This window comes from Microbacterium sp. X-17 (genome assembly GCF_039615055.1).
Genome location: NZ_JBDHNI010000003.1, coordinates 340,181 through 366,322 on the forward strand (window position 1 = coordinate 340,181; position 26,142 = coordinate 366,322).

The 26,142-nt window shown below is 72.0% G+C and carries 27 protein-coding genes; 11 read left to right on the plus strand and 16 right to left on the minus strand.

Translation table 11 applies throughout. From position 1 onward, the window contains the following. Nucleotides 1–25: 25 nt before the first annotated feature. On the plus strand, nt 26–1,822 hold the full coding sequence (locus tag ABCS02_RS15995) for a gamma-glutamyltransferase (RefSeq protein WP_345836658.1): 1,797 nt from the start codon (nt 26–28) through the stop codon (nt 1,820–1,822). Nucleotides 1,823–1,828: 6 nt separating this feature from the next. Here ABCS02_RS15995 and ABCS02_RS16000 read toward each other — a convergent pair whose 3' ends face one another. From ABCS02_RS16000 to ABCS02_RS16040, 9 genes are all read right to left on the minus strand, one after another. Beyond that, nucleotides 1,829–3,199, minus strand: coding sequence for an aminotransferase class V-fold PLP-dependent enzyme (locus tag ABCS02_RS16000; RefSeq protein ID WP_345836659.1), 1,371 nt, complete (start codon nt 3,197–3,199; stop codon nt 1,829–1,831). Nucleotides 3,200–3,337: 138 nt separating this feature from the next. Beyond that, nucleotides 3,338–4,747 (minus strand): amidase, encoded by a 1,410-nt coding sequence (locus ABCS02_RS16005; protein WP_345837326.1) that lies wholly within the window; start codon nt 4,745–4,747, stop codon nt 3,338–3,340. Between the two features lie 237 nt (nt 4,748–4,984). Next, on the minus strand, nt 4,985–6,094 hold the full coding sequence (locus tag ABCS02_RS16010) for a hypothetical protein (protein WP_345836660.1): 1,110 nt from the start codon (nt 6,092–6,094) through the stop codon (nt 4,985–4,987). A 103-nt stretch (nt 6,095–6,197) separates the two neighbouring features. Further along, nucleotides 6,198–6,614: a VOC family protein gene (locus ABCS02_RS16015; RefSeq protein WP_345836661.1), complete on the minus strand. Its 417-nt coding sequence runs from the start codon at nt 6,612–6,614 to the stop codon at nt 6,198–6,200. Next, the gene (locus ABCS02_RS16020) at nt 6,614–6,838 is read right to left on the minus strand and encodes a hypothetical protein (RefSeq protein ID WP_345836662.1); all 225 of its coding nucleotides are present in this window, start codon (nt 6,836–6,838) and stop codon (nt 6,614–6,616) included. Before ABCS02_RS16020 ends, ABCS02_RS16015 begins: the two co-directional genes overlap by 1 nt. A 1-nt stretch (nt 6,839) precedes the next feature. Continuing rightward, nucleotides 6,840–7,388, minus strand: coding sequence for a DUF2781 domain-containing protein (locus ABCS02_RS16025; protein WP_345836663.1), 549 nt, complete (start codon nt 7,386–7,388; stop codon nt 6,840–6,842). 27 nt (nt 7,389–7,415) lie between these two features. Next, entirely contained in the window at nt 7,416–7,994 is a 579-nt protein-coding gene (locus ABCS02_RS16030; RefSeq protein WP_345836664.1) for an N-acetyltransferase family protein, read from the minus strand. A 35-nt stretch (nt 7,995–8,029) separates the two neighbouring features. Continuing rightward, a complete protein-coding gene (locus ABCS02_RS16035; protein WP_345837327.1) occupies nt 8,030–8,722 on the minus strand; it encodes a uracil-DNA glycosylase in 693 nt (230 codons plus the stop codon). A 5-nt stretch (nt 8,723–8,727) separates the two neighbouring features. Continuing rightward, a complete protein-coding gene (locus tag ABCS02_RS16040; protein ID WP_345836665.1) occupies nt 8,728–9,249 on the minus strand; it encodes a phosphoribosyltransferase in 522 nt (173 codons plus the stop codon). A gap of 42 nt (nt 9,250–9,291) precedes the next feature. Between ABCS02_RS16040 and ABCS02_RS16045 the strand changes: the two genes are divergently transcribed. Both ABCS02_RS16045 and ABCS02_RS16050 read left to right on the plus strand, forming a co-directional pair. After that, nucleotides 9,292–10,773, plus strand: a complete 1,482-nt coding sequence (locus ABCS02_RS16045) for an MFS transporter (protein ID WP_345836666.1) — start codon at nt 9,292–9,294, stop codon at nt 10,771–10,773. Nucleotides 10,774–10,793: 20 nt separating this feature from the next. Further along, nucleotides 10,794–11,585: a nucleotidyltransferase domain-containing protein gene (locus tag ABCS02_RS16050; RefSeq protein ID WP_345836667.1), complete on the plus strand. Its 792-nt coding sequence runs from the start codon at nt 10,794–10,796 to the stop codon at nt 11,583–11,585. Between the two features lie 85 nt (nt 11,586–11,670). Here the strand turns inward: ABCS02_RS16050 and ABCS02_RS16055 are convergent, their stop codons facing one another. After that, the gene (locus tag ABCS02_RS16055) at nt 11,671–12,993 is read right to left on the minus strand and encodes a bifunctional o-acetylhomoserine/o-acetylserine sulfhydrylase (RefSeq protein WP_345836668.1); all 1,323 of its coding nucleotides are present in this window, start codon (nt 12,991–12,993) and stop codon (nt 11,671–11,673) included. A gap of 131 nt (nt 12,994–13,124) precedes the next feature. Between ABCS02_RS16055 and ABCS02_RS16060 the strand changes: the two genes are divergently transcribed. Both ABCS02_RS16060 and ABCS02_RS16065 read left to right on the plus strand, forming a co-directional pair. Next, nucleotides 13,125–13,901 carry an SDR family oxidoreductase gene (locus ABCS02_RS16060; protein ID WP_345836669.1) on the plus strand — a complete coding sequence of 259 codons (777 nt, stop codon included), beginning with the start codon at nt 13,125–13,127 and terminating at the stop codon, nt 13,899–13,901. Between the two features lie 10 nt (nt 13,902–13,911). Further along, a complete protein-coding gene (locus ABCS02_RS16065) occupies nt 13,912–14,628 on the plus strand; it encodes an ion channel (protein WP_345836670.1) in 717 nt (238 codons plus the stop codon). 7 nt (nt 14,629–14,635) lie between these two features. On the opposite strand, the gene ABCS02_RS16070 is transcribed toward ABCS02_RS16065, so the two are convergent. Both ABCS02_RS16070 and ABCS02_RS16075 read right to left on the minus strand, forming a co-directional pair. Beyond that, nucleotides 14,636–16,117 (minus strand): SPFH domain-containing protein, encoded by a 1,482-nt coding sequence (locus tag ABCS02_RS16070; protein WP_345837328.1) that lies wholly within the window; start codon nt 16,115–16,117, stop codon nt 14,636–14,638. Further along, the gene (locus ABCS02_RS16075) at nt 16,114–16,596 is read right to left on the minus strand and encodes an NfeD family protein (protein WP_345836671.1); all 483 of its coding nucleotides are present in this window, start codon (nt 16,594–16,596) and stop codon (nt 16,114–16,116) included. The genes ABCS02_RS16070 and ABCS02_RS16075 overlap by 4 nt, the downstream gene beginning before the upstream one ends. Before the next feature lie 118 nt (nt 16,597–16,714). Here ABCS02_RS16075 and ABCS02_RS16080 point away from each other — a divergent pair, with 118 nt between their 5' ends. The 5 genes from ABCS02_RS16080 to ABCS02_RS16100 all read left to right on the plus strand — a co-directional run bounded on the left by ABCS02_RS16080 (nt 16,715) and on the right by ABCS02_RS16100 (nt 22,505). After that, the gene (locus tag ABCS02_RS16080) at nt 16,715–17,920 is read left to right on the plus strand and encodes a homoserine O-acetyltransferase (protein WP_345836672.1); all 1,206 of its coding nucleotides are present in this window, start codon (nt 16,715–16,717) and stop codon (nt 17,918–17,920) included. A 16-nt stretch (nt 17,921–17,936) separates the two neighbouring features. Continuing rightward, the gene (locus ABCS02_RS16085) at nt 17,937–19,103 is read left to right on the plus strand and encodes an ATP-binding protein (protein WP_345836673.1); all 1,167 of its coding nucleotides are present in this window, start codon (nt 17,937–17,939) and stop codon (nt 19,101–19,103) included. Beyond that, nucleotides 19,100–20,389 carry a hypothetical protein gene (locus ABCS02_RS16090; protein ID WP_345836674.1) on the plus strand — a complete coding sequence of 430 codons (1,290 nt, stop codon included), beginning with the start codon at nt 19,100–19,102 and terminating at the stop codon, nt 20,387–20,389. The genes ABCS02_RS16085 and ABCS02_RS16090 overlap by 4 nt, the downstream gene beginning before the upstream one ends. Before the next feature lie 50 nt (nt 20,390–20,439). Beyond that, nucleotides 20,440–21,093, plus strand: a complete 654-nt coding sequence (locus ABCS02_RS16095) for a response regulator transcription factor (RefSeq protein WP_345836675.1) — start codon at nt 20,440–20,442, stop codon at nt 21,091–21,093. A 131-nt stretch (nt 21,094–21,224) separates the two neighbouring features. Further along, a complete protein-coding gene (locus ABCS02_RS16100) occupies nt 21,225–22,505 on the plus strand; it encodes an MFS transporter (RefSeq protein ID WP_345836676.1) in 1,281 nt (426 codons plus the stop codon). A gap of 53 nt (nt 22,506–22,558) precedes the next feature. Here the strand turns inward: ABCS02_RS16100 and ABCS02_RS16105 are convergent, their stop codons facing one another. The 4 genes from ABCS02_RS16105 to ABCS02_RS16120 all read right to left on the minus strand — a co-directional run bounded on the left by ABCS02_RS16105 (nt 22,559) and on the right by ABCS02_RS16120 (nt 25,479). After that, a complete protein-coding gene (locus ABCS02_RS16105) occupies nt 22,559–22,774 on the minus strand; it encodes a hypothetical protein (RefSeq protein WP_345836677.1) in 216 nt (71 codons plus the stop codon). Then, complete coding sequence (locus ABCS02_RS16110) at nt 22,774–23,100, minus strand: thiamine-binding protein (protein ID WP_345836678.1); 327 nt, start codon at nt 23,098–23,100, stop codon at nt 22,774–22,776. Before ABCS02_RS16110 ends, ABCS02_RS16105 begins: the two co-directional genes overlap by 1 nt. Nucleotides 23,101–23,182: 82 nt before the next feature. After that, nucleotides 23,183–24,538 carry a glycosyltransferase 87 family protein gene (locus ABCS02_RS16115; protein ID WP_345836679.1) on the minus strand — a complete coding sequence of 452 codons (1,356 nt, stop codon included), beginning with the start codon at nt 24,536–24,538 and terminating at the stop codon, nt 23,183–23,185. Between the two features lie 68 nt (nt 24,539–24,606). Then, on the minus strand, nt 24,607–25,479 hold the full coding sequence (locus tag ABCS02_RS16120; RefSeq protein WP_345837329.1) for an ADP/ATP-dependent (S)-NAD(P)H-hydrate dehydratase: 873 nt from the start codon (nt 25,477–25,479) through the stop codon (nt 24,607–24,609). 41 nt (nt 25,480–25,520) lie between these two features. On the opposite strand from ABCS02_RS16120, the gene ABCS02_RS16125 reads away from it, so the two are divergent. Beyond that, nucleotides 25,521–26,138 carry an HAD family phosphatase gene (locus tag ABCS02_RS16125; protein WP_345836680.1) on the plus strand — a complete coding sequence of 206 codons (618 nt, stop codon included), beginning with the start codon at nt 25,521–25,523 and terminating at the stop codon, nt 26,136–26,138. Nucleotides 26,139–26,142: the final 4 nt, after the last annotated feature.

Sequence of the window (26,142 nt, forward strand, 5' to 3'; positions counted from 1 at the left end):
ACGGCAGCGGTGCAGGATGGAGTCCATGACGTTCACGCCTCCCCCCGCCGTCACCTCCCGCCCGACCCTGACCGGCACGTTCGGCATGACCGCCTCCACGCACTGGCTGGCGACGGCGAGCGCGCAGGCCGTCCTGGAGCGCGGCGGCAACGCGTTCGACGCCGCGGTCGCCGGCGCGTTCGTGCTGCACGTGGTGGAGCCGCACCTCAACGGGCCGGGCGGGGACCTGGTGGCGCTGTTCGCCACGGCGGAGGACCCGACCCCCGTCGTGCTCGCCGGGCAGGGTCCGGCGCCGGCGGGCGCGACGCGCGAGCACTACCTGGCCGAGGGACTGGAGCTCGTCCCCGGCGCCGGCGCCCTCGCCGCGGCGGTGCCCGGCGCGGTCGACGCCTGGCTGCTGCTGCTGAAGGACCACGGCACCTGGGAGCTGGCCGACGTCCTCGCGTTCGCGATCGGCTACGCCGAGGACGGGCATCCCGTGCTGGAGCGGGTGTGCACGACGATCCGGACCGTCTCCGGGCTGTTCGCCGAGCACTGGCCGAGCTCGGCCGAGCTGTGGATGCCGGGCGGGCGCGTCCCGGAGGCCGGCGAGCTGATCCGCAACCCGGCGTACGCGCGCGTCCTGCGCGGGCTGATCGCGGCGGGCGACACCGGGTCCAGCCGCGAGGAGCGGGTGGAGGCCGCCCGCACCGAGTGGGCGACCGGCCTGGTCGCGCGGGAGGCGTCCGCGTTCGCGCGCATCCCGCACCGGCACTCCCCCGGCACCGACCACGCGGGCGTGATCGCGGAGTCCGACTTCGCCGCGTTCCGCGCCGGGTACGAGCCGGCGACGACGCTGGAGTTCCGCGGGCACACGATCGCGAAGACCGGCGCCTGGGGCCAGGGCCCCGCACTGCTGGAGACGCTGGCCATCCTGGACGGCTTCGAGGACGAGCGCCTCGATCCGTCAACGGAGCTGGGCGCGCACACGATCCTGGAGGCGCAGAAGCTCGCGTACGCCGACCGCGACGCCTACTTCGGCGACGCGCGTGTGCCAGTGGCGGAGCTGCTGGCGCCGGGCTACATCGCCGCGCGTCGCGCCCTGATCGGCGATCGTGCCTCCGCCGAGTTCCGCCCCGGACGTGTGGCCGGCGCCGAGCCGTTCCTCCCGCCGCTGCGCACCGCGTACGAGCCGCCGCTCGCGGAGGCCATCGCCGGCGTCGGCGAGCCGACCGTCGCGCGCGACGGGACCACCCGCGGCGACACCTGCCACATCGACGTCGTGGACCGCTGGGGCAACGTCGTCTCGGCGACACCGTCCGGCGGCTGGCTGCAGTCGTCGCCGACCATCCCGGCGCTCGGCTTCTGCCTCGGCACCCGCCTGCAGATGACCTGGCTGGAGGAGGGCTCGGCCTCGACCCTCCAGCCAGGGAAGCGACCGCGGACGACGCTCACGCCCACGCTCGTGCTGCGCGACGGGGTGCCGGTGACCGCGCTCGGCTCGCCCGGCGGCGACCAGCAGGACCAGTGGCAGCTGCTCTACCTGCTGCGCACGCTGGTCGGCGGCTACACGCCCCAGCAGGCGATCGACGCGCCCGCGCTGCACACCACGTCGCTGGCGGAGTCGTTCTGGCCGCGCACCTGGGTCCCGGCCGGCGCCGTCGTGGAGTCGCGGCTCGGCGAGGAGGTCATCGCCGGGCTGGAGGCGCGCGGGCACGTCGTGACGCGCGCCGGCGCGTGGACGCTCGGGCGGCTGTCGTCGGTGGGGAGGGAGCCGGCGACGGGCGTGCTGAGCGCGGCGGCGAATCCGCGCGGGATGCAGGGGTACGCGGCGGGGCGGTAAGCAGCCCTACGCGCTCGCCACCGCCTGCCGCACCGCGTCCAGCGTGCGCCCGACCTCCACCCGGTCCGTAAGCCAGTTGCTGACCGAGAACCGCAGCACAGCCCTCCCGTGCCACTCGGACGGCGACGCCAGCGCGACCCCGCCCAGCCGCAGCGCTTCCCCCACCCTCCGCGTGCGCTCGTCGTCGCCGAACGTGGCGCAGACCTGCGTGTAGACGACGTCGTTGAGCACGCGCGCCCCGGGGACGGTCGCGAGGCCCTCCGCGATCGTCGTGGCCGCGTCGGCGAGGCCCTGGACGAGGTCGGCGACGCCCTCCCGGCCGAGCTGGGCCAGCGTCGCGTACACCGGCACCCCGCGCGCGCGGCGGCTGAGCTCCGGGACCCGGTCCTCGGGATCGGATGCGCCGGACATCGCCGCGAGGTAGGCCGCGTGCTGCGCCATCGAGGCGTGCAGCACCTCCGGGTGCGCGACGATCGCGACGCCGCTGTCGTACGGGACGTTGAGCGTCTTGTGCGCGTCGGTCGCCCAGGAGTCGGCGGCCGCCATCCCGTCGGTGAGGTGCCGGAGGCCGGGCGCCGCCGCGGCCCACAGCCCGAACGCGCCGTCCACGTGCACCCATGCGCCCGCCTCGTGCGCGACCTCGATCGCGTCCGCCAGCGGGTCGAACGCGCCGGAGTGGACGTTGCCGGCCTGGAGGCAGACGACCGCGGGGCCGTCCCCCTCGGCGAGCGCCTCCCGGAGCGCGTCCACGCGGATGCGGCCCTGGTCGTCGGCGGCGACGGGGCGTCCGGCGCCGAGTCCGGCGAGCATCGCGGCGCTGTCGACCGAGCCGTGGCGCTCGGCTCCGACCAACAGGCGCACCCGCGGGCCTCCGGCCAGGCCGTCCGCCCGCGCGTCCCAGCCGGCGCGCCGCAGCGTCTCGTCGCGGCCGCAGATCAGGCCGACGAGGTTCGCAACGGTCGCGCCGGTGACGTAGCCGACCTCCGCTTCGGCGGGCAGGCCGAGGAGGTCGAGCATCCACTCGGCGGCGAGCTCCTCGGCCGCGATCACGCCGGGGGTGACGGCGCGGAGGGCGGTGTTCTGGTCCCAGGCGGCGACCAGCCAGTCGGCGCCGAGGGCGACGGGCTGCGCGCCGCCGATGACCCAGCCGTGGAAGCGCGGCGAGTGCATCCGCATCAGTCCCGGCTCGACGGCGGCCGCGAGCTGGCGCAGCACCTCCGTGGCCGCCGGGCCGCGCTCGGGCAGCCGCCGGCCCAGCGCATCCTTCACCGCCTCGACGTCGGCGGCCGGCGGGATGGCCCCGTCGCGCACGCCGTCCAGCCATCGCCCCGCGAGCACGGCGGCCTCGCCGAGCACCGGGCGGAACGCATCGTCCACACGGGCAGGGTAGCCCTCCCGAACCGGCGTCGACAACGGAGGAGAACGGGTGCGACGCGCCGCTGCGGAGCAGTCAGCGGAGGAGATCGGGGCTGCGGTGGGGCCGATCTCCTCCGTTGGCCGCGTGTGGGGCGGGCGTCACCAGAGGGGTGGGTGGCGGGTCTCCCAGTGGAGGCGGCGTTCGAGCTGGGCGGCGAGGGAGAGGAGGGTGCGCTCCCCGCCGGGGCGGCCGATGAGCTGCACGCCCATCGGGAGGCCGTCCTCCGTCTGCGCGACGGGCAGGACGATCGCGGGGAGGCCCGTGACGTTGAGCATCGAGGTGAACGGGGTGTAGAGCACCTGCTGCTCGAAGTTGCGTTCGCCATCCTCCTGGTCGTACCAGCCGACCGGGCGCGGTGTGAGCGCGAGCGCCGGCGTCAGCACCGCGTCGAACGACGCGAGCTGCCGGATGAACGAGCGCTCGTACGCGGTCAGCGCAGTCAGCGCCTCGCTCAGCTCGCGGGCGAGGATGCTCCGGCCGCGCTGCACGAGCCACGCCGTCAGCGGCTCCAGCAGAGCGAGCGCCTCCCCTTCGGCGGGGATGCGCGCGGCGCCCGCCTGCCAGATCGTCCGGAACGCCGGCGCGTAGGTCGGGTCGGGCTGGAGCGCGGTCTCCTCGACGCCGTGACCCATCGCCGCGAACGCCTCGATCGCCCCGCCGAGCGCCGACCTGGCCTCCGGCGAGACCACGATGTCGTAGGCGTCGTCCCACGCGGAGGTCGTCATCACGCCGAGCTGGAACCGCCCCTCCCCGCGGATCGCCGTGCCGAGGAAGGGTCCGTCGTCGTCGTAGGGCGCGCGCAGCGTGTAGTGGTGGTCGATCCGGCCGCCGACCTTGGCGATCATCCCGTCGAGCAGCAGCGCCGCGTCCGCCGTGGTGCGCGCCAGCGGGCCGGCCACGACCAGGCCGGCCAAGGACTCGATGCCGCTGCCGGCCGGCACCAGCCCGCGCGACGGCTTGAGCCCGACCAGCCCGCAGGCGGCGGCCGGGATGCGCACCGACCCTCCGCCGTCGGAGCCGGGCGCGAACGGCAGCATCCCGCTCGCCACCGCGACGGCCGCCCCTCCGCTCGACCCGCCGGCGCCGAGGTCGGGATTCCACGGGTTGCGGGCGGGCGGCGCCGCGAGCGACTCCGTGTAGGCCGGGAGGCCGAACTCGGGCGCGTTGGTCTTGCCGAGGCTCACGGCGCCCGCCGCGTCCAGGGTCTCCACGATCTCGTCGGAGGTGTCGGGGACGAAGCCCGCCATCACCCGCGAGCCGAAGCCCGCGGGTACGCCCGCGCGCAGCCAGAGGTCCTTGTCCCCCGACGGCAGGCCCCACAGGGGCGCCGTCTTCGGCACGCGCTTGGAGACCTCGTCGGCCCGCTCCAGCGCGCGCTCACGGGTGACCGTCACGAACGCGCCGAGCTGCGGGTTCAGCCGCTCGATGCGGTCGAGGTAGTGGGAGGCCAGCTCCCGCGGCGACACCCGTCCCGCCTGCAGTTCCTGCCACAACGCCAGCGCCGTCATCTCATGGAGTTCCACGGGTCCACGCTATGCCCTCGACAAAATGCATGCATTTTGCGACGCCGTGCAGCGGACGAGCGCCGGACATGGACGTGGCCGGGAGCCCCGCTCCCGGCCACGATTTGTGCCATCGGCCTCACTCGGCCGACCCGCCACGCGGGCCGTCCGACGATGTCGTCGACGTCAGCCTAGGTCGGCGCCGAACCCGGCGACCCGATCCGCAGCAGACTCATAGCCGACTCAGGACAGGTTCGCGATGACCTCCCGCGCGAGCTGTTCGAGCACGGCGGGCGACGCGCCGGAGAGCTGCAGCCAACTGTTCTTCACCTTCACGTCCAGGTACGGGACGGGGTCGCCCGGCCCGCCCGGCATGGCGAGCCGGAACGTCGCGAAGGAGGCGTCGTCGCCGAGCCCGGGGACGGCCTGCACATCGCTCGTGCCCGGCACGGGCGTGCGCTTCATGTCGTCGTAGTAGCTCGCACCCCCGGGTAGCACGGAGATGGCGACGCCGGCCTTGCCGCTCTCGTCGCTGAAGTCCGACCAGTAGGCGCCGCTGAGCTGGGCGGAGGCGAGCCGGGTGGTCGTGTACTCGCCGCCCTCAGACTTCGGCGAGGTCACCGAGGAGACACCGAGAACGGCGGCGATGCGTTCCAGCGGGAGGAAGCCATCCGACGAGGTGACGCCGCGCAGGCTCCCGCCCGCCGGCTGCCACAGCGGCGCGGGCGCGCCCAGGCGGCCGACGACCGCGGTCGCATCGTCGAAGACCTTGCGGACGGCGTCCTGGTCGAGCGTGGTGCGATCGGGGAGCATCACGGAGCCGATCACCTGGTAGTCGCCCACGATGGCGCCGAACGCGCAACTCGTAGGGGTCGAGCCGGCATAGAGCGGGCAGCCGAAGTAGTGGTCGCCGTCGACGGTCACCCCCGCGATGTTCGCGAAGACGCCGAAGTGGTCGTTCGCACCGAGAGTCGGCAGCACTCCGACGAACACGTCAGGGGCGAGCCAGGTCGAACCGGCCGCAAGCTCCCCGCGGTACTCGCAGGCGAGCGCCCCTGCTCGCAGGTCCGCGTACAGCACCGGGTTACGGGTGTCGGGCGCCCACTCCCGAAGTTGCACTCCTGCGCCGGCCGCTGCTTTCGCCGACGCGGCCGGAAGCAGGGCGTCGCACGTCGTCGCCACCCGAAGGCTGGGCACCGACGCGACGGTCGCCGTCGGCGTGGGCGTGCTGGATGGGGCGGGCGGGGTCGGCCCGGCCGGGCTGGGCGCGGCGCACGAGGTGAGCAGCGTGACCGCCAGCAGTGCCGCCCCTGATGCACGAAGCGCAGTGGAGGCGCGCAGAACCACCTTCATCGAATCCCCCGACTCGTCCATCGGCGCACCGTCTGGCCGGGCGCCCGTGTGATCGAATCCTAGGGCCGTACGAGACACCGCATCGCCGCGTATGCCCGAATCGTTATACGCCGTCCTCGCCGAGCTCCTGGAACACCGTCACCTGGAGATCGGCGGGCGTGGCGAGGCGCGAGTTCAGCGAGTTCCACGGCGTCACGGTCGGCGGCGCGATCAGCTCGGCGCCGCCCTCCACCAGCCGCGCCGTGACGGTGCGCCCGTCGTCGACCTCGAAGGCCAACCGGATGCGCGGCGCCACCGGGCGGCCGACCTCCACGTCGTCGATCATCGCCTTCTGCGCGGGGTTCGCCAGCTCCAGCGTCGCCCGTCCCGCGTCGAGGATGGCGACCTGCGCGCCGCCGTCGCCGGAGTAGCTCGCCTCCTCGGGGAGCCCGAGGACGTCGCGGAAGAACGCCAGCGCCTCGTCGTAGTCCTCGGCCTCCACCACGATGCGGAGCTGCCGCACCGGTGCCGCGTCCGCCATCAGCCGACGAACGCCGCGAGTGCGTCGTCGATGGTGCGAGCGGGCGACACCCACGGGAAGATCGCGCCCGGCCCGTCCGGGAGGTAGCCGCCGTCCGCGGTGCGCGTGACGGTGCCGAGCGGCCTCCCGCGGCCGGGCTCTGCGTCCTCGTCCTCGTAGGAGTGGTCGTAGACGGTGAACGTCTCGCCGTCCTCGTAGACGGACAGGTCTTCCAGCAGCGGCATCTCAGAACCTCCTGGTGAACGGCATCGGCTTGCGCATCCGGATGAGCAGCAGCAACGGCACCAGCACGTACGGCCCGTTGTACAGCAGGAAGACGACCGGGTTCGGCGTGCGCTCCCCCACCGGCCCGAAGAACTCCACGCCGAAGATCGGGATGGCGGTGAGGCTGATGATCATGGTCGCGTAGATCACGCAGAAGAGCTGGATCCAGTTGAAGCCTTTGACCAGGCACACGATCAGCAGGATGTAGAACGGCAGGTACACGAACGCGCTCGTGCCCGTGATGAACCGCAACCACAGCGCCTCGTGCTGGTACAGCGGGTCGTACTGGGACGAGTAGGTGTAGTTCCACTGCGCGAGGATGTTGGTCGTCGTCGCCGTCTGCGGGATCCCGAGCGTCGGGATGGCGTCGCTGATGACGCAGGTCAGACTGAACAGCGAGAACATCACGACGAAGAAGATGTCGAACGGGCGTCTGCGCAGCGGGAGGTTCGCGGGCGTCGCCGGGGCGGCGGAGGCGACCTCGCCGGGGTGCGGGGTGGCGGTGGTCACGAACGACACCCTAGTGGCGAGAGACGCCTACTTGAGCGATTTCTGCATCAGCACCGTCCCCAGCCAGCGCTCGAACTTGTACCCGACGCGCCCCATCCGCCCGATCTCCGTGAAGCCGAAGTTCTCGTGCATCTTGATCGAGGCCTCCGCGCCCTTGTCGGCGATGACCGCGATCATCTCCTTCAGGCCCGCAGCCTTCGAGCGGTCGATCAGCTCCTGCATCAGGATGGGGCCGAGGCCCTTGCCGGTGGAGGCCGCGCCCAGGTAGATCGAGTTCTCGACCGTGAAGCGGTAGGCGCGCTTCTGCTTCCACGGCGAGACGAGCGCGTAGCCGAGGATCTGTCCGCTCGGCGACTCGGCGACGATGAACGGCATCCCGAGCTTCTTCAGATACGCGTACTTGCTCTTCCACTCCTTCAGCGTCATGGCGTCCTCGTCGAACGTCACGGTGCTGTTGGCGACGTAGTGGTTGTAGATCTCGCGCACGTCGGGCATGTCCTCGGGGCGGGCCTCGCGGATCGCGTAGTCGAACGGCGCCTCCGTCGGCTCCGGCTTGCGCAGGTGTCGTGGCAGCACGCGGCGCGTCTCGTATTCCTCTTCCAGCACCGTTCCAGGGTACGTCGTCGCGCGTTTCGCCGGGGTTACGGTTCCAGCGACCAGTCCACCGGCTTCTCCCCCGCCTTCTCCAGGAGCGCGTTCGCCCGCGAGAACGGCCGGGAGCCGAAGAAGCCGCGGGAGGCGGAGAGCGGGCTGGGATGCGGCGACTCGATCACCGGGTTGCCGCCGAGCATCGGCTTCAGCGTGGACGCGTCCCTGCCCCACAGGATGCTGACGAACGGCCGGCCGCGCGCGACGAGGGCGCGGATCGCGTGCTCGGTGACGGCCTCCCATCCCTTGCCGCGGTGGGAGGCCGGCTCCCCCGGGCGCACCGTGAGCACCCTGTTGAGCAGCATCACGCCGTTCCCCGCCCACGCGCTCAGGTCGCCGTGCGGCGGCGGCACGACGCCGAGGTCGTCGCGCAGCTCGCGGTAGATGTTCTGGAGGCTGCGCGGGATCGGCCTGACGTGCCGCTCCACCGCGAAGGACAGGCCGATCGGGTGGCCCGGTGTCGGGTAGGGGTCCTGGCCGACGATCAGCACGCGTACGTCGGCGTAGGGCGCCCGGAACGCCCGCAGCACGTTCTCGCCGGCGGGCAGGTAGGGCCTCCCCGCCGCGACCTCGGCGCGCAGGAAGTCGCCCATCCCCGCGATGCGGTCGGCGACCGGGGCGAGCGCCTGCGCCCAGCCGGGGTCCATCGAGCCGTCGGCGGCGAGCTCTGGCAGTGCCTTGGCCACGATGCTCAGTGCGTGGAGGCCGTCACCGGCGGCAGCGCGGACCACGGGAAGGTGATCCACCGGTCCGTGCGGCGCCAGACGAAGTCGGGGTCCAGCACCGTGCGCGGCTTCGAGTACAGGCACACCGTGCGTACGTCGGCGCCCGACGCCGCGATCAGGTCGACGACCAGCGCGAGGGTGCGACCGGAGTCGGAGACGTCGTCCACGAGCAGCACGCGCTTGGACTCCAGGGCCGACGAGTCGAGCATCGGCGGCAGGACGACGGGCTCGGGCAGCCGGGTGTCGACGCCGGTGTAGAACTCGACGTTGAGGGCGCCGCAGGCCTTGATGCCGAGGGCGTACGAGATGGCGCCGGCGAGCAGGAGGCCGCCGCGCGCGATGGCCACGACCAGGTCGGGCTCGAAGCCGGACTCGACCACCTCGCCGGCCAGGTGACGGGCGGCGTCGCCGAACTCGAGCCAGCCCAGGACCTCCCGCTCCGTCTCTTCGAGGACGTCTGCACCTGAATCGTCGAGTTCGCTGGCCACGCCTCTACCGTACAAGGGCACGGCGGGTGTTAGCATCCGCGCATGACTTCGGAGAAGACGGTCGCCCAGCGTCGGGCGACCACCGCGATCGGCGCGACCGCCGCGCTGATCGGCTGGCTCGCACTGGTCGAGCTCACCAGCGGCATCCTGCAGGGCTACTACGTGCCGCTGATCTCCGACATCGTCAAGCATCTGGGCATCCACGACGCCGACTACAACTGGTTCGAGGCCGCCCAGCTCCTGCTCTCCGCGCTCGTCGTGCCGGTGCTCGCCAAGCTCGGCGACATGTTCGGGCACAAGCGGATCCTGCTGGTCGCGACCGTGCTCACCGCGCTGTCGAGCTGGGCGCTGGCGTTCTCGCACGACTTCACGACCTACCTCATCGCCTTCGCGCTGCAGGGCTTCTACGTGGTCTGGCTGCCGCTGGAGATCGCGCTCATCTTCGACCGCGGCCGGCGCACGAACACCGCCGCGTCGCGCACCCGGCGGGCGGCCGGCCTGCTCGTGGTGGCGCTGGAGCTCGGCGCCATCGTCGGCGCGATCGGCGCCGGGCTGCTGTTCGACGCGTTCGGCCAGGACGTGACGACCACGCTGATGGTCCCCGCCGTCGCGGTCACGCTCGTGTTCTTCGCCATCCTGTTCGGCGTCCCCGAGTCGGAGCCGGTGCGCGGCCGGACGCTGGACGGGGTCGGCTTCGTGCTGCTCACGCTCGCGCTGCTGCTCATCACCTCCGGGCTGACCTTCCTGCGGATCAACGGCGTCGGCACCTGGTGGGTCTGGGCGCTGATCGTCCTCGGCGTGCTCGCGTTCATCCCGTTCGGGCGCTGGGAGCTCAAGCAGAAGGACCCGGCCATCGACCTGCGCGTGCTGCGGCAGCCCACCATGTGGCCGGTGCAGCTCACCGCCGGCCTGATCGGGATCAGCCTCCTCGGCGCGCAGGCCCCGCTCAGCACGTACGCCGGCACCGACCCGGTCAACGGCTACGGCCTCGGACTCAGCGCCGGCCAGCGCAGCATCCTGATCGGCGCGTACCTCATCTCGATGATCGTCGGCGCTGTGCTCTTCCCTGTGGTGTCGTCGTGGCTGAGCCCGCGCGTGACGCTGATCGGCGCCTCCTTCCTGGTGGCCGTCGGCTACCTGCTGTTCCTGCCGTTCCACCTGGAGACCTGGCAGGTGTTCACCAACATGGCCATCGCGGGCATCGGCTCCGGGGCGCTGGTCGGCGCGCTCCCCGCCGCCGCGGCCGCCGCCGCCCCGCGCGGCCAGACCGGCGTCGCCACCGCGATGACGAACACGACCAAGACGCTCGGCGGCTCGTTCGCGTCCGCCGTCTTCGGCGTCGTGCTGCTCACGGGAGCGGCGACCGTCACGGCGACGGCCGCGAGCCTGTTCGGCTACATGCTGGTCTGGACGATCTGCGGCCTCGGCGCGCTGGTGGCGGCCGTGCTGCTGTTCTTCGTGCCGCGCCTGGCGTTTGCGGATACGGAGGCGGCGACCATCGCCGCGGAGGCAACGATCGGGTAGGTTCGCGAACGAGGGGGATCATGGACACTCAACTACCGCCGCAGGTCGGCGAGGCACTCACCGTGTTCCTGCTCGAACAGCGCCGCCTGGCGCCGGCCCTGGTCAGCCGCGCGGTCGTGACCGGCTCCGCGGCGACCGGCGACTGGTTCGACGGCATGAGCGACATCGACGTGGTGTTCGTCGTCACGCGCGACCCGGTCGACGACCTCCCGGTGCTGGCACCTCTGCACGCGGCGTCGTCGCCGCACATCGACGGCGTCTACCTCACCGAGTCGGAGATCGCCCGCGGCCCCGACCAGGTGGAGACGGCGCCGCAGGTGGTGGAGGGCGTGCTCGTCAGCGCCCTCGCCGGCGGCCAGCTGAACTGGGCGACCTGGCTGGAGCTGGAGGACGGCGTGCAGGGCGTCGTGGACGGCGGCGACGTGATCTGGACGCCGACCGCCGACCGCCACCCGGACACGGCCTCACGGGTGGGGGCCCGCTCGCGCAGCGACCTCATCGACTTCTGGGGGCCGGTCGGCGACAGCGCCGAGGCCGAGCTCGCCGACCGCGAACCGGGCGACCCGGTGCGGTCGGAGACCGTCCGCTGGCTCGCCCTCGGCCCGATCCGGCTGGTGGAGACCATGGAGTCCGGGCGCATCGTGTCGAAGACCGACGCCGCCCGCAGCGCCGCCGCGCGCTGGCCCGAGCACGCGGACCTGCTGGACCGCGCCATCCGCGACCGCGCCGGCGACCGGCAGGCCTTCGTCACCGCCGACGCGCGGGAGGCCATCGCCCTCCTGCGCCAGTGCGTCACCCTCGCCCGCGCCTGAGCACACGACCGAGGGGCACGTCGTTGTCGCTTTTTCGGGCGGAAAGCGACAACGACGTGCCCCTCGGCGGTGGGGGTTCCCGGGGTTAGACGCGGGCGGCGTCGGCCACGGCGCGGGCGGCGGCGAGGCCGGCCGACAGGTCGGCCTTCAGGTCGTCGATGTTCTCCAGGCCGACCGAGAGGCGCACGAGGCCCGGGGTCACGCCCGCGGTGAGCTGCTGCTCCGGGGTGAGCTGGGAGTGCGTGGTCGAGGCCGGGTGGATGACCAGGCTGCGCACGTCGCCGATGTTGGCGAGGTGGCTGAACAGCTTCAGGCTGTCGACGAGGGCCGCGCCCGCGTCCACGCCGCCTTTGAGCTCGAACGACAGCACCGCGCCCACGCCCTTCGGGGCGTACTTGTTGGCCGCGGCGTACCACGGGCTGGTCGGGAGGCCGGAGTAGTTGACCGAGGCGACGTCGGGGTGGGCCTCCAGGAACTCCGCGATCTCCTGCGCGTTCTGGGTGTGCCGCTCGACGCGCAGCGAGAGCGTCTCGATGCCCTGGATGAGCTGCCACGCGCTCGCGGGCGCGATCGCCGAGCCGAGGTCGCGGAGGAGCTGGACGCGGGCCTTGATGATGTAGGCCAGGCCGTCGCCGACCGCTGCCGTGTAGACGGCGCCGTGGTACGACGGGTCCGGCTGGGTCAGGCCGGGGAACTTCTCGGCGTTCTTCGACCACTCGAAGCTGCCGCCGTCCACGACCACGCCGCCGATGACCGTGCCGTGGCCGCCGAGGAACTTGGTGGCCGAGTGCACGATGATGTCGGCACCGTGCTCGAACGGGCGGATCAGGTACGGGGTCGCGATCGTGTTGTCCACGATCAGCGGGACGCCGGACTCGTGCGCCACCTCGGCGACGAGCTCGATGTCGAGGATGTTGATCTTCGGGTTGCCGATGGTCTCCGCGAAGAACAGCTTGGTGTTCGGGCGGACAGCGCGGCGCCACTCCTCGGCGTCGTCCTGGTTCTCCACGAACGTCGTCTCGATGCCGAGCTTGGCGAGCGTGTACTTGAACAGGTTGTAGGTGCCGCCGTAGATCGAGGAGGACGACACGATGTGGTCGCCGGCCTGCGCGATGTTCAGCACCGCGAAGGTCTCCGCCGCCTGGCCCGACGCGACGAGGAGGGCGCCGGTGCCCCCTTCGAGCGCGGCGACGCGCTCCTCGACGACCGCCTGGGTCGGGTTCTGGATGCGGGTGTAGATGTTTCCGAACTCCGCGAGCGCGAACAGGTTCTTGGCGTGCTGCGCGTTGTTGAAGACGTAGGAGGTCGTCTGGTAGATCGGGGTCGCGCGCGCGTTGGTCACGGGGTCCGGCGCGGCGCCGCTGTGGATCTGCTTGGTCTCGAACTGCCAGTCGGCGGCGTCGGTCATGGCTTGAGCTCCTTGTTCGGGTGAGGTCCTGCGGGTGGATGGCACCGTTCGGTGGTCGCTCACACGCTAGACTCGCGGCCGCGCGCGGGCAACGTGCCCGAAACATGCCGTAACCCGTGAGAATAGGCAGCATGAGCAGCAGACGTGTGGTCGTGACGGGAGCGAGTTCGGGGATCGGTGCGGCGACGGTCCGCCTGTTCCGTGAGCGGGGCTGGGAGGTCGTCGGCGTCGCCCGCCGGCAGGAGCGCCTGGACGAGCTCGCGGCGGAGACCGGCGCGGAGGTGTTCGCCGCCGACCTGACCCGCCAGGAGGACGTGGACGCGCTGCGCGCCCACCTCGCCGCGACCGGCCCCATCCACGCCCTGGTCAACAACGCGGGCGGCGCCAAGGGGCTCGACTCGGTGGAGGCCTCCAGCGTCGACGACTGGGTCTGGATGTACGAGATCAACGTCATCGGCACCAAGCGCGTGATCAGCGCACTCCTCCCGCTGCTGCGCGACGGCGCGCGGGAGACCGGGCACGCCGACATCCTCAACCTGACCTCCATCGCGGGCCTCAACGCCTACGTGGGCGGCGGCGGGTACAACGCGGCGAAGTTCGCCGAGCACGCCCTCACCGAGGTGCTGCGACTGGAGCTGAACGGCGAGCCCATCCGCGTGGTGGAGGTCGCCCCGGGCATGGTCGCGACCGAGGAGTTCTCGCTGGTCCGCTTCGACGGCGACCAGGCTCGCCGCGACGCCGTCTACGAGGACGTGCCGGAGCCGCTCACCGCGGAGGACGTCGCCGAGACGATCGTGCACGCGCTCGAACTGCCGCGGCACGTGGACCTCGACCTGATCGTGGTGAAGCCGGTGGCGCAGGCGGCGTCGTACCGCTTCGCCAAGGGCGAGCTGAAGGTCAAGGACTGACGGGACGATCATGGCGGACGACGCGAAACGTAGGCGCTGGGAGGCAGCCACGGTGTGGCCGGGCGTCGTGGCGAGCGTCGTCTTCCTGGTCGCGTACTCGTGGACGGTCCTCGACCCTCACATGGGTCGGCTGCTCTACGGGACGCTCATCTCGCTGCTCGCCCTGATCTGGGTGGGGTTCCTGGTGGACTACGTGGTGCGCTTCCGCCTCGCGGAGGACAAGCGCCGGTTCGTCCAGCACAATGTCGTGGATCTGCTGTCGGTGCTGATCCCGGTCGCCCGCCCGTTCCGGCTGATCAGCGACCTGTTCCGCATCCCGAGCCTGCGCGGCGGCAGCGGCAGCCACCTCCGCCGGCGCATCATCATCATCGCGGGCACCTTCGTGCTGATGTTCATCTACGTCATCTCGCTCGCCGTCTACCAGGTCGAGCGATACGCCCCCGGGTCCAACATCCGCTCCTTCGGCGACTCGATCTGGTGGGCCTGCGTGACGATGGCGACGGTCGGCTACGGCGACTACTACCCGGTCACGGTGACCGGGCGGATGCTCGCGGTCGTGCTCATGATCGGCGGCATCGCGATCGTCGGCACCGCGAGCGCCACGATCGTCAGCTACCTGAACGAGCAGACGCAGCAGGCACGGGAGCGCCGGGCGCGGGAGCACGAGCGGGCGGAGGGGCCGAGGCCCGTGGAGGACCCCGACCCGCATCGCCGCGACGACGCCTGACGTCGGCTCAGCGCTCGATGGAGGCCGGCTCGTCTCCCGAGCCCGCCCCTGCCAGCGCTGCGCCGGTCAGCGATCCCAGCACAGCGCCGAGGTCGATCCCGGTCAGGTCCTTCACGACCTTCGGCACCTCGCTCGTCACCTGGCCGATGGTCTTGGTCACCGCGGAGGCGCCCTCGGTGCTGATCACGGTCAGCGAGTCGATGTTGCCCAGCGGCTCGGCCACGGCGCGGGTGATCTCCGGGAGCCGCTCGATGATCTCGGAGGCCAGGCCGGCCTCGCCGAACTTGCGCAGAGCCTCCGCCTTCGCGTCGGTCGCGCGGGCCTCCGCCATGCCCTCCGCCTCGATCGCGGCGGCGCGGGCCTCGCCGTCGGCGCGGACGCCGGCCGCGAGGGCGATCTGCCGGTCGCGCTCGGCCTCTCCGGCGAGCCGCACGCTCTCCGCCGCGGCCTGCGCGTCCTGTACGGCCGCGACCTTGTTGGCCTCGGCGATGGTGCGCCGCTTGAAGGCGTCCGCCTCAGTCGCAGCGTTGGCGGCGTCGCGCTCGGCCTGGGCGCGCTGGACGGTGGCGTAGGCGTCCGCCTCCGCCGGCTTGCGGACCTCGATGTCGAGCCGCTCCTGTTCGACCTTCGCCTTCTCGGCGAGCGCGTCGCGCTCCTGGGCGGCGACGATCCGGTCCTGCTCGGCCGTCGCGAGCTGGCCCGCGGCGTCCGCCTCGGCGTTCGCGCGGTCGGTCTCCGCCTTGATGGTCGCCTGCTTGAGGCTGAGCGCCTTCTGCCGCTCCGCGATCTGCTCGGCCGCCTCGATCCGGGCGAACTCGCTGGCCTGGGCGGTCTCGACCTCCTTGATCTCGGCGTTCTGCTTCGCGAGCGCGGCCTCCGCACGTCCGAGGTCGGCGAGATAGTTGGTCCCCGGCGTGGAGATGTCGGAGATGTTGAGCAGGTCGACCTGCAGGCCCTGCTCGGAGAGGTCCACCTTCGTCGCCTCGACGACCGCCTCGGACAGCGCGTTGCGGTTCGAGATGATCTCCGTCACCGGCATGTTGCCGATGATCGACCGCAGCGAGCCCTCCAGCGACTGCTGGATGATCTCGGTCAGCGAGCTCTGCTGCGAGAGGAACCGCTGCGCTGCGCGCCGGACGCCCTCCGGCGTGCCGGACACCTTGAAGTTCACGCTGGCCTGGATGGCCAGCTTGATGAAATTGGCGTCAACGCCCTCCACCACGATCCCGATCTGGCGCTGCTCCAGCGAGATCGAGAAGCCTTGCTGCAGGATCGGCCAGATGAACACGCGGCCGCCGATCACGACGCGCTGGCCGCCGTCCGGCTCGCCGGCGCCGACGCGACGCCCGGCGCCGCGGCCGACGATGACGAGCGCCTCGTTGGGCGCCACGCGCCGGATGCGCCCGGCGATGAACAGGAAGACGGCGAGCACGGCGACGAGGATCGCTCCGCCCGCGATGATCCCGATGAGGGAGGAGTCCACGGTCAGTCCTTTCGGTGGAGGGAGGGGTCGAGGGGTTCGACGCGGACGCGCGGCCCGTTCGCCGCGACGACGCGGATCGGGGAGCCGCTCGGGATGTCGACGTCGCTGGTGGCGAGCCGCGCCTCGACCTCGTACGGGCCGTCCAGGCTCACCTCGCCGCCGGCCCTGGTGACCGTCGTGCGTGCGACACCGGTCATCCCGGCCGGGTCGCTCGGGGCGCCGTCCTCGCTGCGCACGAAGCGGCGGACGAGGAGCTGCACGCCGGCGAGCGTCACGACGCCGGCGACCGCGGCGATCAGGTAGGCGACGCCGGCCGGCCAGCCGTTGGCGAGCGCGAGCACCCCCGAGGCGCCGAACAGGGTGAGGCCGGCGCCGAGGCCGGTGCCGGACAGCGCGCCGTCGAGGAGGTCGAGGAACTCGCCGAAGAGCATCGAGACGAGCAGGACGACGAGCCCGGCGACGCCGATGGCGATGAAGACGAGCACGGACTCCCCCTTGTCTGCCGCGTTACATTCCGCATCTGACATCGTGCCAGAGATTCTGGGACGCCTTCGCGGCGTAACACAGCACCGCGCACTCCCGCGCTCGGCGAGAATGGGGCGCATGGAGTGGCAGACCTCGGCGGACACGGCACCCTCGAGCTTCATCACGGAGGCTCAGGCGCGGTCGCTGCTCGGCAAGCCCGCGGCGAGCGGCGCGTGGAAGGAGTCCGACCCGGCCGGATCGCGGTCGTTCGCCGGGATCGGCGCGTTCGCGTTCGAGAGCGGCGAGAGCCTCCCGTTCGTGCGCGTCGCGTACGAGACGTGGGGCGAGCTGTCCGAGGCGCGCGACAACGCCGTGCTCGTGCTGCACGCCCTGACCGGGGACAGCCACGCGGTCGGCGCCGCCGGTCCCGGCCATTCGACGCCGGGTTGGTGGCAGGGCATCATCGGTCCGGGCAAGGCGATCGACACCGACCGCTGGTTCGTCGTCGTCCCGAACATGCTCGGCGGCTGCCAGGGCACCACCGGCCCCGCCTCGATCGCGCCGGACGGTGCGGAGTGGGGGCCGCGCTTCCCGTTCACGACCATCCGCGACCAGGTGAACGCGCAGGCCGCGTTCGTCGACGTCATCGGCGTCGACCGCTGGGCCGCGGTCGTCGGCGGGTCGATGGGCGGCATGCAGGCGCTGGAGTGGGCCGTGACGTTCCCGGAGCGCGTCGAGCGGCTGGCGGTCATCGCCGCACCCCCGTTCTCCACCGCCGACCAGATCGCGCTCAACTCGGTGCAGATCGAGGCGGTGCGCACCGACCCGCTGTTCCACGGCGGCTACTACTACGACGAGAAGGACGGCGAGGGCCCGCACCGCGGCCTCGCGCTCGCCCGCCGGATGGCGCTGCTCAACTACCGCAGCCCGTCCGAGCTGAACGAGCGGTTCGAGCGCGCCTGGCAGAGCGGGATCAGCCCGCTCGGCGGCGGCGGCCGGTTCGCGGTGGAGTCCTACCTCGACTTCCACGGCAACAAATTCACCCGGCGTTTCGACGCCAACAGCTATCTGACGCTGGTCGAGGCGATGAATTCGCACGACGTCGGCCGCGGTCGCGGCGGACTCGCGGCCGCGCTCTCACGCGTGACGGCGCGCACCCTGGTGGTCGGGATCGACAGCGACCGGCTCTTCCCGCTGGAGGGACAGGAGCTTATCGCCTCCCACCTCCCGGAGACGATCGACGGTAGGCTGCCGGTGGTGATCCGCTCCGACTTCGGTCACGACGGATTCCTCATCGAAGATGACGCCGTCAGCGAGCAGCTCAGGAGGCTGTTCGCGGCGTAGAGGGGAACGGAGGGGCATGTCGCGCATCCAGAAGGAGCGTGATCGGCTGCTCGCCACCACCGCCCGCACCGTCGGCCTCACCGCCACGGCGACGACCCTGCTCACCCTGAGCGTGCCCGGCACGATCCCGCTCCCCCTCTACTTCGCGTCGCTCGTCCTGCTGGCCTGCATGGCCGTCGCCCAGTTCCAGCTCGTCGCGCTCAGCCGCCTCACGACCTGGATGAGCGTGACCGTGGTCGCGGGGCTCGGGCTCATCCTCCTGCACCTGCTCCCCCACGCCCAGCTCGGCCCGTCGGCCGTCACCACGATCGGCGTCGTCGGCGCGGTCGGCATCGCCAGCGTCTCGGTGGTCGGGCCGACCTCCCGCAGCCGCACGCTGCTGGCCGCGGTGGCCGGCGCCGCGACCATCGGCGCCACGGTGACTACGCTGCTGGCCACCGGGTCGCGGCTCGTCGAGGTCCTGATCTTCATCGCGGCCGGCTGGGTCGCCCTGACCGCGACCGGCATCTGGCTGTCGCGGGCGGTGCCGCGGAGCCTGAAGCGCATCTCCACCATGAGCCGCGCGTACCGGGTGGAGCGCCAGGCCAGCGAGACGGAGGCGCGCCGCCGCCAGGGCGCGCGCCTGCTGCACGACACGGTGCTCGCCACACTCACCCTGCTGGCCCACTCGGGCGTCGGGGTGGGCGTCAGCGCGCTGCGCGAGCAGGCCGCGGAGGACGCCGCCCTGCTCCGCCAGCTCCGGCTCGGCTTCACCCCCGACCCGTCGCGGTCGGGCGACTACCGACTGAAGCCCGTGGAGGAGTCCACTCTCGGCAACACTCTGGAGTCGGTCAAGCAGCGCTTCCGCCGGATGGGGCTGGAGGTCAACTGGCACGGCGCCGGCCAGGTGCTGCTGCCCAGCGACGTGCTCGACTCGTTCCTGCTGGCGCTCGGCGAGTGCCTGGAGAACGTCCGCAGGCACTCCGGGGTGCTCGAGGCGCACGTGACCATCACCGACGACGAGACCACCGTGCGCGCGATGGTCACCGACGCGGGCAAGGGCTTCGACGTCGCGAGCATCGAGGAGGGCAGGCTCGGCTTCACCGAGTCGATCGTCGCCCGGCTGCGCGACGTCGGCGGCAACGCCCGCCTGTTCTCGTCGCCGGGCAGCGGGACCACCGTGGTGCTGGAGGTGCCGAAGTGACCAGGAACGATCGCACCATCCCGATCTCCCGCGGGCTCCTGGGCGGCCGCGTGCCCGGCGCGCCGAAGCCCGGTACGTCCGGCACGGCCAAGCTGGGGGCGGCCTCGCTCCCGCGCGGGCGGCAGGAGCGCGACGCCCTCGGGCGGGCGCGGCTCGACCTCGGCTTCAACGTCGCCTCCCTCGCTCTGATCGCCTTCCTGTTCGCGATCATGGTCATCACGGCGCCGTACTATCCGGACCTGCCGTTCAGCATCGCCGCGTGGGGCGTGCTGATCATCACCCTGGTCACGGCCCTCGTCCTCCGGTTCCGGCTGCCCGACGTGCTGCCGGACTGGCTGTTCGGCGTCGCGCTGGTGCTGTGGGCGGCGGTCGTGGTGCTCGACGTCCTCGGCACGGTGTCCCCGACGGACTGGCTCCCGCTCACCGCGGCGGCCTCGGTCGGGCCTGCGCTGCTGCTGTGCGTGCCGGTGCGGCCGGCGCGCGACATCCTCGTCGCGACGGCGGTGCTCGGGGTGGTGCTCGCCGTCGTGCTGCTGCTGCGGTCGTTCGGCGACATCCAGATGCTCGGCCCCGGCATCGCGACCGTCGCGATCGCCGTGGCCCCTCCGCTCGTCGGGGTCGAGATCGTCCGCTCGCTCAGCACCCTGGTGCAGCTGGAGCTGGACCTCGTGCAGGCGCAGAGCACGGTGTCCTCCCCCGGCTACGCGGTCGGGATGATGGCCTCGGAGGAGCTCGCCCGGCTCGACCTCGCGGCCGAGCGGCTGCTCGACGGCGTCGCGACCGGCCGCACCGACCTCCCGCTCGACGAGGCGACGGCGGACCAGGCGGCATCGATCGCCACCGAGCTGCGCCTGCACCTGATCCAGGGCCGCAAGGAGACCTGGCTGTACCACGCGGTCACGGAGTCCGCGCTTCTCGGCCCGACGGTCACCCTCAGCGACCCGGACGGCCTCGCCGCAGGACTCACCCGGGACCAGCGCGACGGCCTCCTCACCGCCGTCTGGCTGATCATCAGCGACCCGGTGCGCTCCGGCGCCGGCCAGACCCGCAGCCTCGCCCTCGACATCGAGCGCGCCGCCGGGCCGCAGGTCGCCGCCGGGTCGGCCGTGGCCACCGGTGCCACAATGAGCATCGTGATCACGACCACCGGTGTGCCGCGAAACGGGGTAGACCCTGCGGCGTGGCAAGCTATCCGTAAGGTGGGGCGTCACGCCGAGTCGTTCAGCGACTCGGCGTTGCGGATCGAGATCACCACCGTGAGCGACACGACGGCCGAGCTGACCTGACCCAGCCGGCCAACCAGGAAGACCGGTCACACCGGAAGAAAGGGCTGCTCATGAGCGAGACTCCCCCCATCAGGATCGCCATCGTGGACGACCACAAGATGCTCCTCGGCGCACTCACCGAGTGGATCCGCGGCGCGGCGGACGACATCAGCATGGTGGCTGCCGTCGCGAGCTGGCCGGAGCTGCTGACGCACCCGGAGTTCCCGGTGGACGTCGTGCTGCTCGACCTCGACCTCAAGGACAACATCCCGATCTCGCTGAAGCTGTCGACGCTGAAGACGACGGGCGTGCGCACCGTGCTGATGAGCACATACTCCGAGCCGGCCGTCGTGCGCGAGGCGCTGGCCGCCGGCGCCCTCGGCTACCTCGTCAAGAGCGAGGACGCGGAGATGATCGTGGAGGCCATCCGCGCCGCGAGCAAGGGCGAGTCCTTCATCTCCGCCGAGCTCGACCTCGCGCTCAACGCCGGCGAGCTGGGCGGCGCGCCCAAGCTGAGCGCGCAGGAGCGCCGCGTGATGGCGCTGTACGGCGCGGGCGAGCCGGTCAAGGCCGTGGCCTTCCAGCTCGGCATCTCGGACGAGACGGCGAAGAGCTACCTCAAGCGCATCCGCGAGAAGTACCGCGTGGCCGGGTACGACGTCGGCACGAAGGTCGCCCTCCGCAAGCGTGCCATCCAGGACGGCATCCTCCTCCAGAACGACTGACGCGCGGCCCGCGCAAACCACCTGACAGGACACGCCGTCTCGCGCCGCGCGCAGGCGGCGTGTTCTGTCAGTACGTTCAGCCGTAACGTGATTGAAACGTCACACTCGAAACGATTCGATAGACTGTCACGGTGAACCCGGTTATCGACGGGCCGACGACGTTGTCGCCGGCCCGTACTCGTCTTGCGCTCCTCGCACTCGCCCTCGGCGGCTTCGGCATCGGCTCGACCGAATTCGTCGCGATGGGCCTGCTGCCGAACATCGCCCACGACCTCCTGCCCCAGCTCTACGCGGCCTCCCCGACGGCCGCGAACGCGCAGGCCGGCTGGATCATCTCGGCCTACGCGCTCGGCGTCGTCGTCGGGGCGCCGACCATCGCCGCGGTCGCCGCGCGCTGGCCCCGAAAGAAGCTGCTGCTCTGGCTGCTCGTCGCCTTCACGGTCGGCACCATCGCGTCGGCGCTCGCCCCGACCTTCCCGCTGGTGCTGGTCGCCCGGTTCCTCTCCGCGCTGCCGCACGGCGCGTACTTCGGCATCGCCTCCCTCGTCGCCGCGTCGCTGATGGGGCCGGGCAAGCGCGGCCAGGGCGTCGCGTTCGTGCTCTCCGGGCTGACCATCGCGAACGTCATCGGCGTCCCGTTCATCACCTGGATCGGACAGCAGCACGGCTGGCGCGTCGCCTACATCGTGGTCGCGGCGATCTTCGCCCTCACCTTCGCCGCCGTCGCCCTGCTCGTGCCGTGGCAGGCGGGCGACCCGCGGGCCACGCTGCGCAACGAGCTGCGGGCCTTCACCCGCCTCCAGGTCTGGCTGGCACTGCTCATCGGCGCGATCGGCTTCGGCGGCTTCTTCGCGGTCTACACGTACGTGGCGCCGATGGTCACGACGGTGACCGGGCTGCCGGCGTCGGCGGTCCCGCTCGTGCTGATCCTGATCGGCGTCGGGATGACCGTCGGCAACCTCCTCGGCGGACGGATGGCCGACCGCAGCGTCGAACGCGGGATGCTGGCGTTCTTCGGGATCATGCTCGCCGGGCTGGCGGCGCTGTTCCTCACCGCGTGGAGCCTGGCCGGCCTGCTGATCTCGGTCTTCGTCGTCGCTTTGGCCGCCTCCGCGCTGTCGCCGATGATCCAGACCCGTCTGATGGACGTCGCCCACGACAGCCAGTCGATCGCGGCGGCGCTCAACCACTCGGCGCTCAACATCGCGAACGCCTCCGGCGCCTTCCTCGGCGGCCTGACCATCGCGGCCGGCTTCGGCTACCTGTCGCCGATCGTCGTCGGCGCGATCCTCGCGGTCGCGGGCATCGTGCTCGCGCTGGTGTCGTTCGGGATCGACCACTCGCGGGAACGTCGCGGCGTCGACACCGGCGTCGTCCACGCCCAGCGCCCCGACCCCGTCCCCATCGACTGATCTGCTCCGTCGAGGGGCACGTAAACGCCCCTAAAACCGCGTTTTAGGGGCGTTTACGTGCCCCTCGGCGGTTCGGTGGCGAAGAACTCGGCGACGTCGACGTCCTCATCGGGCGGCTGGGGGCCGCGGATGCCCGAACGGACGGCGCCGACGATCGCTACGACCACGGCGCCGGTGAGGGTGCCCGCGATGAGCACGAGGACCGGCAGGTAGATCGGCCAGCCGTAGGCCAGCACGAACCAGACGATCGAGAGGACGACCGGGTCCATCACGCGCCCTGCGAGCCGGTCTCGTCCCGCCGCAGCGCCGCCTCCAGCCGCTCGACCTTGCCGTCGAGCTCGCCGCGGTAGCCGGGGCGGATGTCGGCCTTCAGCACCAGCGAGACGCGCGTGCCGTAGGCGCCCACGGCCTCCGTCGCGCGGCGGATCACGTCGAACACCTCGTCCCACTCGCCTTCGAGCTCGGTGAACATCGAGTTGGTGCGATTCGGGAGGCCCGACTCGCGGACGATCCGGACCGCGGCCGCGACCGCGTCGTGCACAGAGGCGTCCGGCGCCTCTCCCCCGCTCGGAGCAACCGAGAATGCGACCAGCATGAGCCCCTCCTTACTGTCGTGCACCGGGATGGTACGTCCGGCGCCCGGACCAGTCTAGAAGGGAGCGCAGCCGCCGGGACGGCTACGGCGCCTCGCTCACCGGAACCGGGTGCGCGTCCGGCGCCGAGCGGAACGGCCACGCGTGCGCCGGCAGCAGATCGCCCGCCGCCTCATCCCTGTGCCGCTTGCGCCAGAGCGCGCCGATGGTCCAGCCGAGGACGGCGAAGTACATCAGGTTGCGCGCGGTGAGCACCGCGACCATCGCCGGCAGCGGAACGAGCAGGCCGTCGTACAGGTACGGATAGATCACCTGGGTGAGCGCCGCCGTGGTCAGCACCAGGATCGCCGGCGTCTTGAAGCCGCGGCCCTGGTACACCAGCCCGATCACGACCGGGGCGGCGAGCCAGACGATGTACTGCGGCGAGCCCACCTTGTTGAAGGCGATGAAGGCCGTCACGAGCGCCAGCGACAGCTCGGGGAGGATGCGCGTGTACGGCGTCCCGCGCCGGAGCGAGCGGATGCCGATCAGCGCGACGACCAGCACGGTCAGCGCGAGCAGCGGGTTCATCAGGGAGCCGGCCTCCACCGTCCCCTGGCCCGTCACCTGGAAGGTGAGCAGGTCCCTGTCGTAGTAGACGACGGCGTCGGGGACGTGGAACGCGGCCTGCCACATCCAGAAGGTCGCGACGGGCGCCTCGATCTGGATGCCGCGGTCGGTCTGCGTCGTGATGAAGCTGAGCACATGCATGCCGCCGCCGAAGATGAGCGGCACGGCCACGATGACGGCGCTGGTCACGGCTCCCGTCACCACGATCCGCCACCGCGTCTTCATGGCGATCACGGCGGCGACGATGATGGCGGCCGGCCACACCTTGATCCACGTGGCGATGGTCAGCACCACGACGGCGGCGCGCTCGTGGAAGGTCAGCCAGAGCAGCCCGACGATCGCGAGCGAGCCGGAGACCGCGTCGAGGCGGCCGACCGCGATCGGGCCGAGCAGCAGCAGGAAGCCCAGCCACCACCAGGCGGCGACGAGGCGGCGCGGCTCACGCCCGACGATGAGGACGGCGAACGCGGCGGCGTTCAGCAGCATGACCATCGTCAGCCAGCCGCCGAGATAATTGTCGTCGCCGAACAGCAGCGGCAGCATGATCGGCACGATCGCGCCGAACGGGTACACCCAGTCGGCGTTGAGACCGACGATCTCGGTGCCCTGCGCGGCGAGCTGCGCCCACGGCTTGTAGACCCAGAAGACGTCGCCGAGGCCCGTGTGCTGCAGCAGCCCGAGGCCGCCGATGATGAGGTGGACGACGAGGAAGCCGATCCACAGGCTCAGCGGGCTGGCCGCGACCCGGCGCGGAGTCGACGCGTCCGAACCCCCGTGCGGCGCAGGAACCGGTGGCGGAGCGGCGTCCATCCCCGCGGCGTCTATCCCCATAGCGCCTCATCTTATGGGAACGGTATCGGTGGAGCCGCCCACGGAGGTCCGCCAGTGTGCGAGGTCGCTCAGCTTCGCGCGAGCAGCGCCCGCAGCACCGCCGGCACGGCCTCCGCGACGTCGAGCGCGGTCACGGGTCCGCCCTGCGAGGCGGCCTCGCCCGCGCGGCCGTGCACCCAGGCGGCGGTGGCCGCGAGCGCCGCGAGCGCCTCGTGCCCCCGCTCCCGGACGGCGTCGGCGTGCGTCGCGACGAGGGCGCCGAGGATGCCGCCGAGCACGTCGCCGCTGCCTGCCGTCGCGAGCCACGGCGGCCCGGCGGTCACGGCGACACGCGAGCCGTCGGGGGTGGCGACGTGGGTGGTGTGGCCTTTCAGCAGCACGGTCGTGCCGAGGGCGGAGGCCGCACGCTCGGCCCAGCCTCCCGGGTCCCGGCTGATCTCGTCGGGCTCCGGCGTCGGAGCGCCGTCGTCGGCCGCCGCGGCGAGCGCCTTCGACAGCTCGCGGTAGTGCGGGGTGATCACGACCGGCCCGCGCGCCCGCATCACCAGGTCGAGCGCGCCGGCGTCGATCACCAGCGGGGTCCCGTCGTCGAGCGCCTCACGGAGGCGGCGGAGGTCGTCGTCGTCGCGGTCGTCGGCGTCCATCCCGGAGCCGAGGAGCCAGGCCTGCACGCGTCCGGGGGCCGAGACGACCTCGGGCCGACGGCGGAGCACCTCGTGGGCGGCGTGCTCAGCGCCGAGGTACCGGATCATCCCCACGCCGGTGCGGGCGGCGGCCTCGGCCCCGAGCACGGCGGCGCCGGGATAGCGCGCGGAGCCGGTGACCATCCCCAGCACTCCGCGCGTGTACTTGTCGTCGGACTCGGTGGGCACGGCGATCCAGCCGCGGGCGAGCTCCCCGCTCCAGGCCGTCCCCACCGCCAGCTCGGACGGGACCGTCATCTCCTCCATCGAACCTCCTCCGCCCACGATAGGTTGAACAGGTGAGCATCTCCATCCCCGGAACGGTGGTCGTCTTCGACTACGGCGAGGTCATCTCGGTCACTCCGAGCGAGGCGGACCGCACCGCGCTCGTCGGGATCGCCGGTGGCGACGCCGAGCAGTTCTGGCCGGCGTACTGGCGGCACCGCAACGCGCTCGACCAGGGCACGCTGTCGATCCAGCAGTACTGGCGCGGCATCGAGCGGGAGCTCGGCGAGAGCTGGGAGGACGCGACGATCCACCGGCTGTGGCTCGCGGACTTCCGGAGCTGGCTGACCATCGACCACGACACGCTCCAGGTGCTGCTCGACCTCAAGGCCGGCGGCACCCGCCTGGCGCTGCTGTCGAACGCGGGCCGCGACTTCGGCTCCTACTTCCGGCACGGCACGCTCGGCGACCTGTTCGAGCAGGTGTTCGTCAGCGGCGAGCTGGGCACGGTGAAGCCGAGCGCCGAGATCTTCGAGCACGTCATGGCGGAGCTCGGCGTGACGCCCGCGCACACCGTGTTCATCGACAACAAGCCCGAGAACGTGGAGGGCGCCCGCGCGCTCGGGATCGCCGGGCACGTCTACACGTCGGCGGACGACCTCCGGGCATATCTCCAGACTCTCGCGGCTTAGTAAC

What these genes read in the sequence shown, in the direction of transcription:
- ABCS02_RS15995 (WP_345836658.1), top strand. Translation starts at nt 26, where the DNA reads ATGACGTTCACGCCTCCCCCCGCCGTCACCTCCCGCCCGACCCTGACC.
- ABCS02_RS16005 (WP_345837326.1), bottom strand. Translation starts at nt 4,747, where the DNA reads ATGACGGCGCTGGCGTTGTGGCAGGAACTGCAGGCGGGACGGGTGTCG.
- ABCS02_RS16010 (WP_345836660.1), bottom strand. Translation starts at nt 6,094, where the DNA reads ATGAAGGTGGTTCTGCGCGCCTCCACTGCGCTTCGTGCATCAGGGGCG.
- ABCS02_RS16015 (WP_345836661.1), bottom strand. Translation starts at nt 6,614, where the DNA reads ATGGCGGACGCGGCACCGGTGCGGCAGCTCCGCATCGTGGTGGAGGCC.
- ABCS02_RS16020 (WP_345836662.1), bottom strand. Translation starts at nt 6,838, where the DNA reads ATGCCGCTGCTGGAAGACCTGTCCGTCTACGAGGACGGCGAGACGTTC.
- ABCS02_RS16045 (WP_345836666.1), top strand. Translation starts at nt 9,292, where the DNA reads ATGACTTCGGAGAAGACGGTCGCCCAGCGTCGGGCGACCACCGCGATC.
- ABCS02_RS16050 (WP_345836667.1), top strand. Translation starts at nt 10,794, where the DNA reads ATGGACACTCAACTACCGCCGCAGGTCGGCGAGGCACTCACCGTGTTC.
- ABCS02_RS16055 (WP_345836668.1), bottom strand. Translation starts at nt 12,993, where the DNA reads ATGACCGACGCCGCCGACTGGCAGTTCGAGACCAAGCAGATCCACAGC.
- ABCS02_RS16060 (WP_345836669.1), top strand. Translation starts at nt 13,125, where the DNA reads ATGAGCAGCAGACGTGTGGTCGTGACGGGAGCGAGTTCGGGGATCGGT.
- ABCS02_RS16065 (WP_345836670.1), top strand. Translation starts at nt 13,912, where the DNA reads ATGGCGGACGACGCGAAACGTAGGCGCTGGGAGGCAGCCACGGTGTGG.
- ABCS02_RS16080 (WP_345836672.1), top strand. Translation starts at nt 16,715, where the DNA reads ATGGAGTGGCAGACCTCGGCGGACACGGCACCCTCGAGCTTCATCACG.
- ABCS02_RS16085 (WP_345836673.1), top strand. Translation starts at nt 17,937, where the DNA reads ATGTCGCGCATCCAGAAGGAGCGTGATCGGCTGCTCGCCACCACCGCC.
- ABCS02_RS16095 (WP_345836675.1), top strand. Translation starts at nt 20,440, where the DNA reads ATGAGCGAGACTCCCCCCATCAGGATCGCCATCGTGGACGACCACAAG.
- ABCS02_RS16105 (WP_345836677.1), bottom strand. Translation starts at nt 22,774, where the DNA reads ATGGACCCGGTCGTCCTCTCGATCGTCTGGTTCGTGCTGGCCTACGGC.
- ABCS02_RS16110 (WP_345836678.1), bottom strand. Translation starts at nt 23,100, where the DNA reads ATGCTGGTCGCATTCTCGGTTGCTCCGAGCGGGGGAGAGGCGCCGGAC.
- ABCS02_RS16115 (WP_345836679.1), bottom strand. Translation starts at nt 24,538, where the DNA reads ATGGGGATAGACGCCGCGGGGATGGACGCCGCTCCGCCACCGGTTCCT.
- ABCS02_RS16120 (WP_345837329.1), bottom strand. Translation starts at nt 25,479, where the DNA reads ATGACGGTCCCGTCCGAGCTGGCGGTGGGGACGGCCTGGAGCGGGGAG.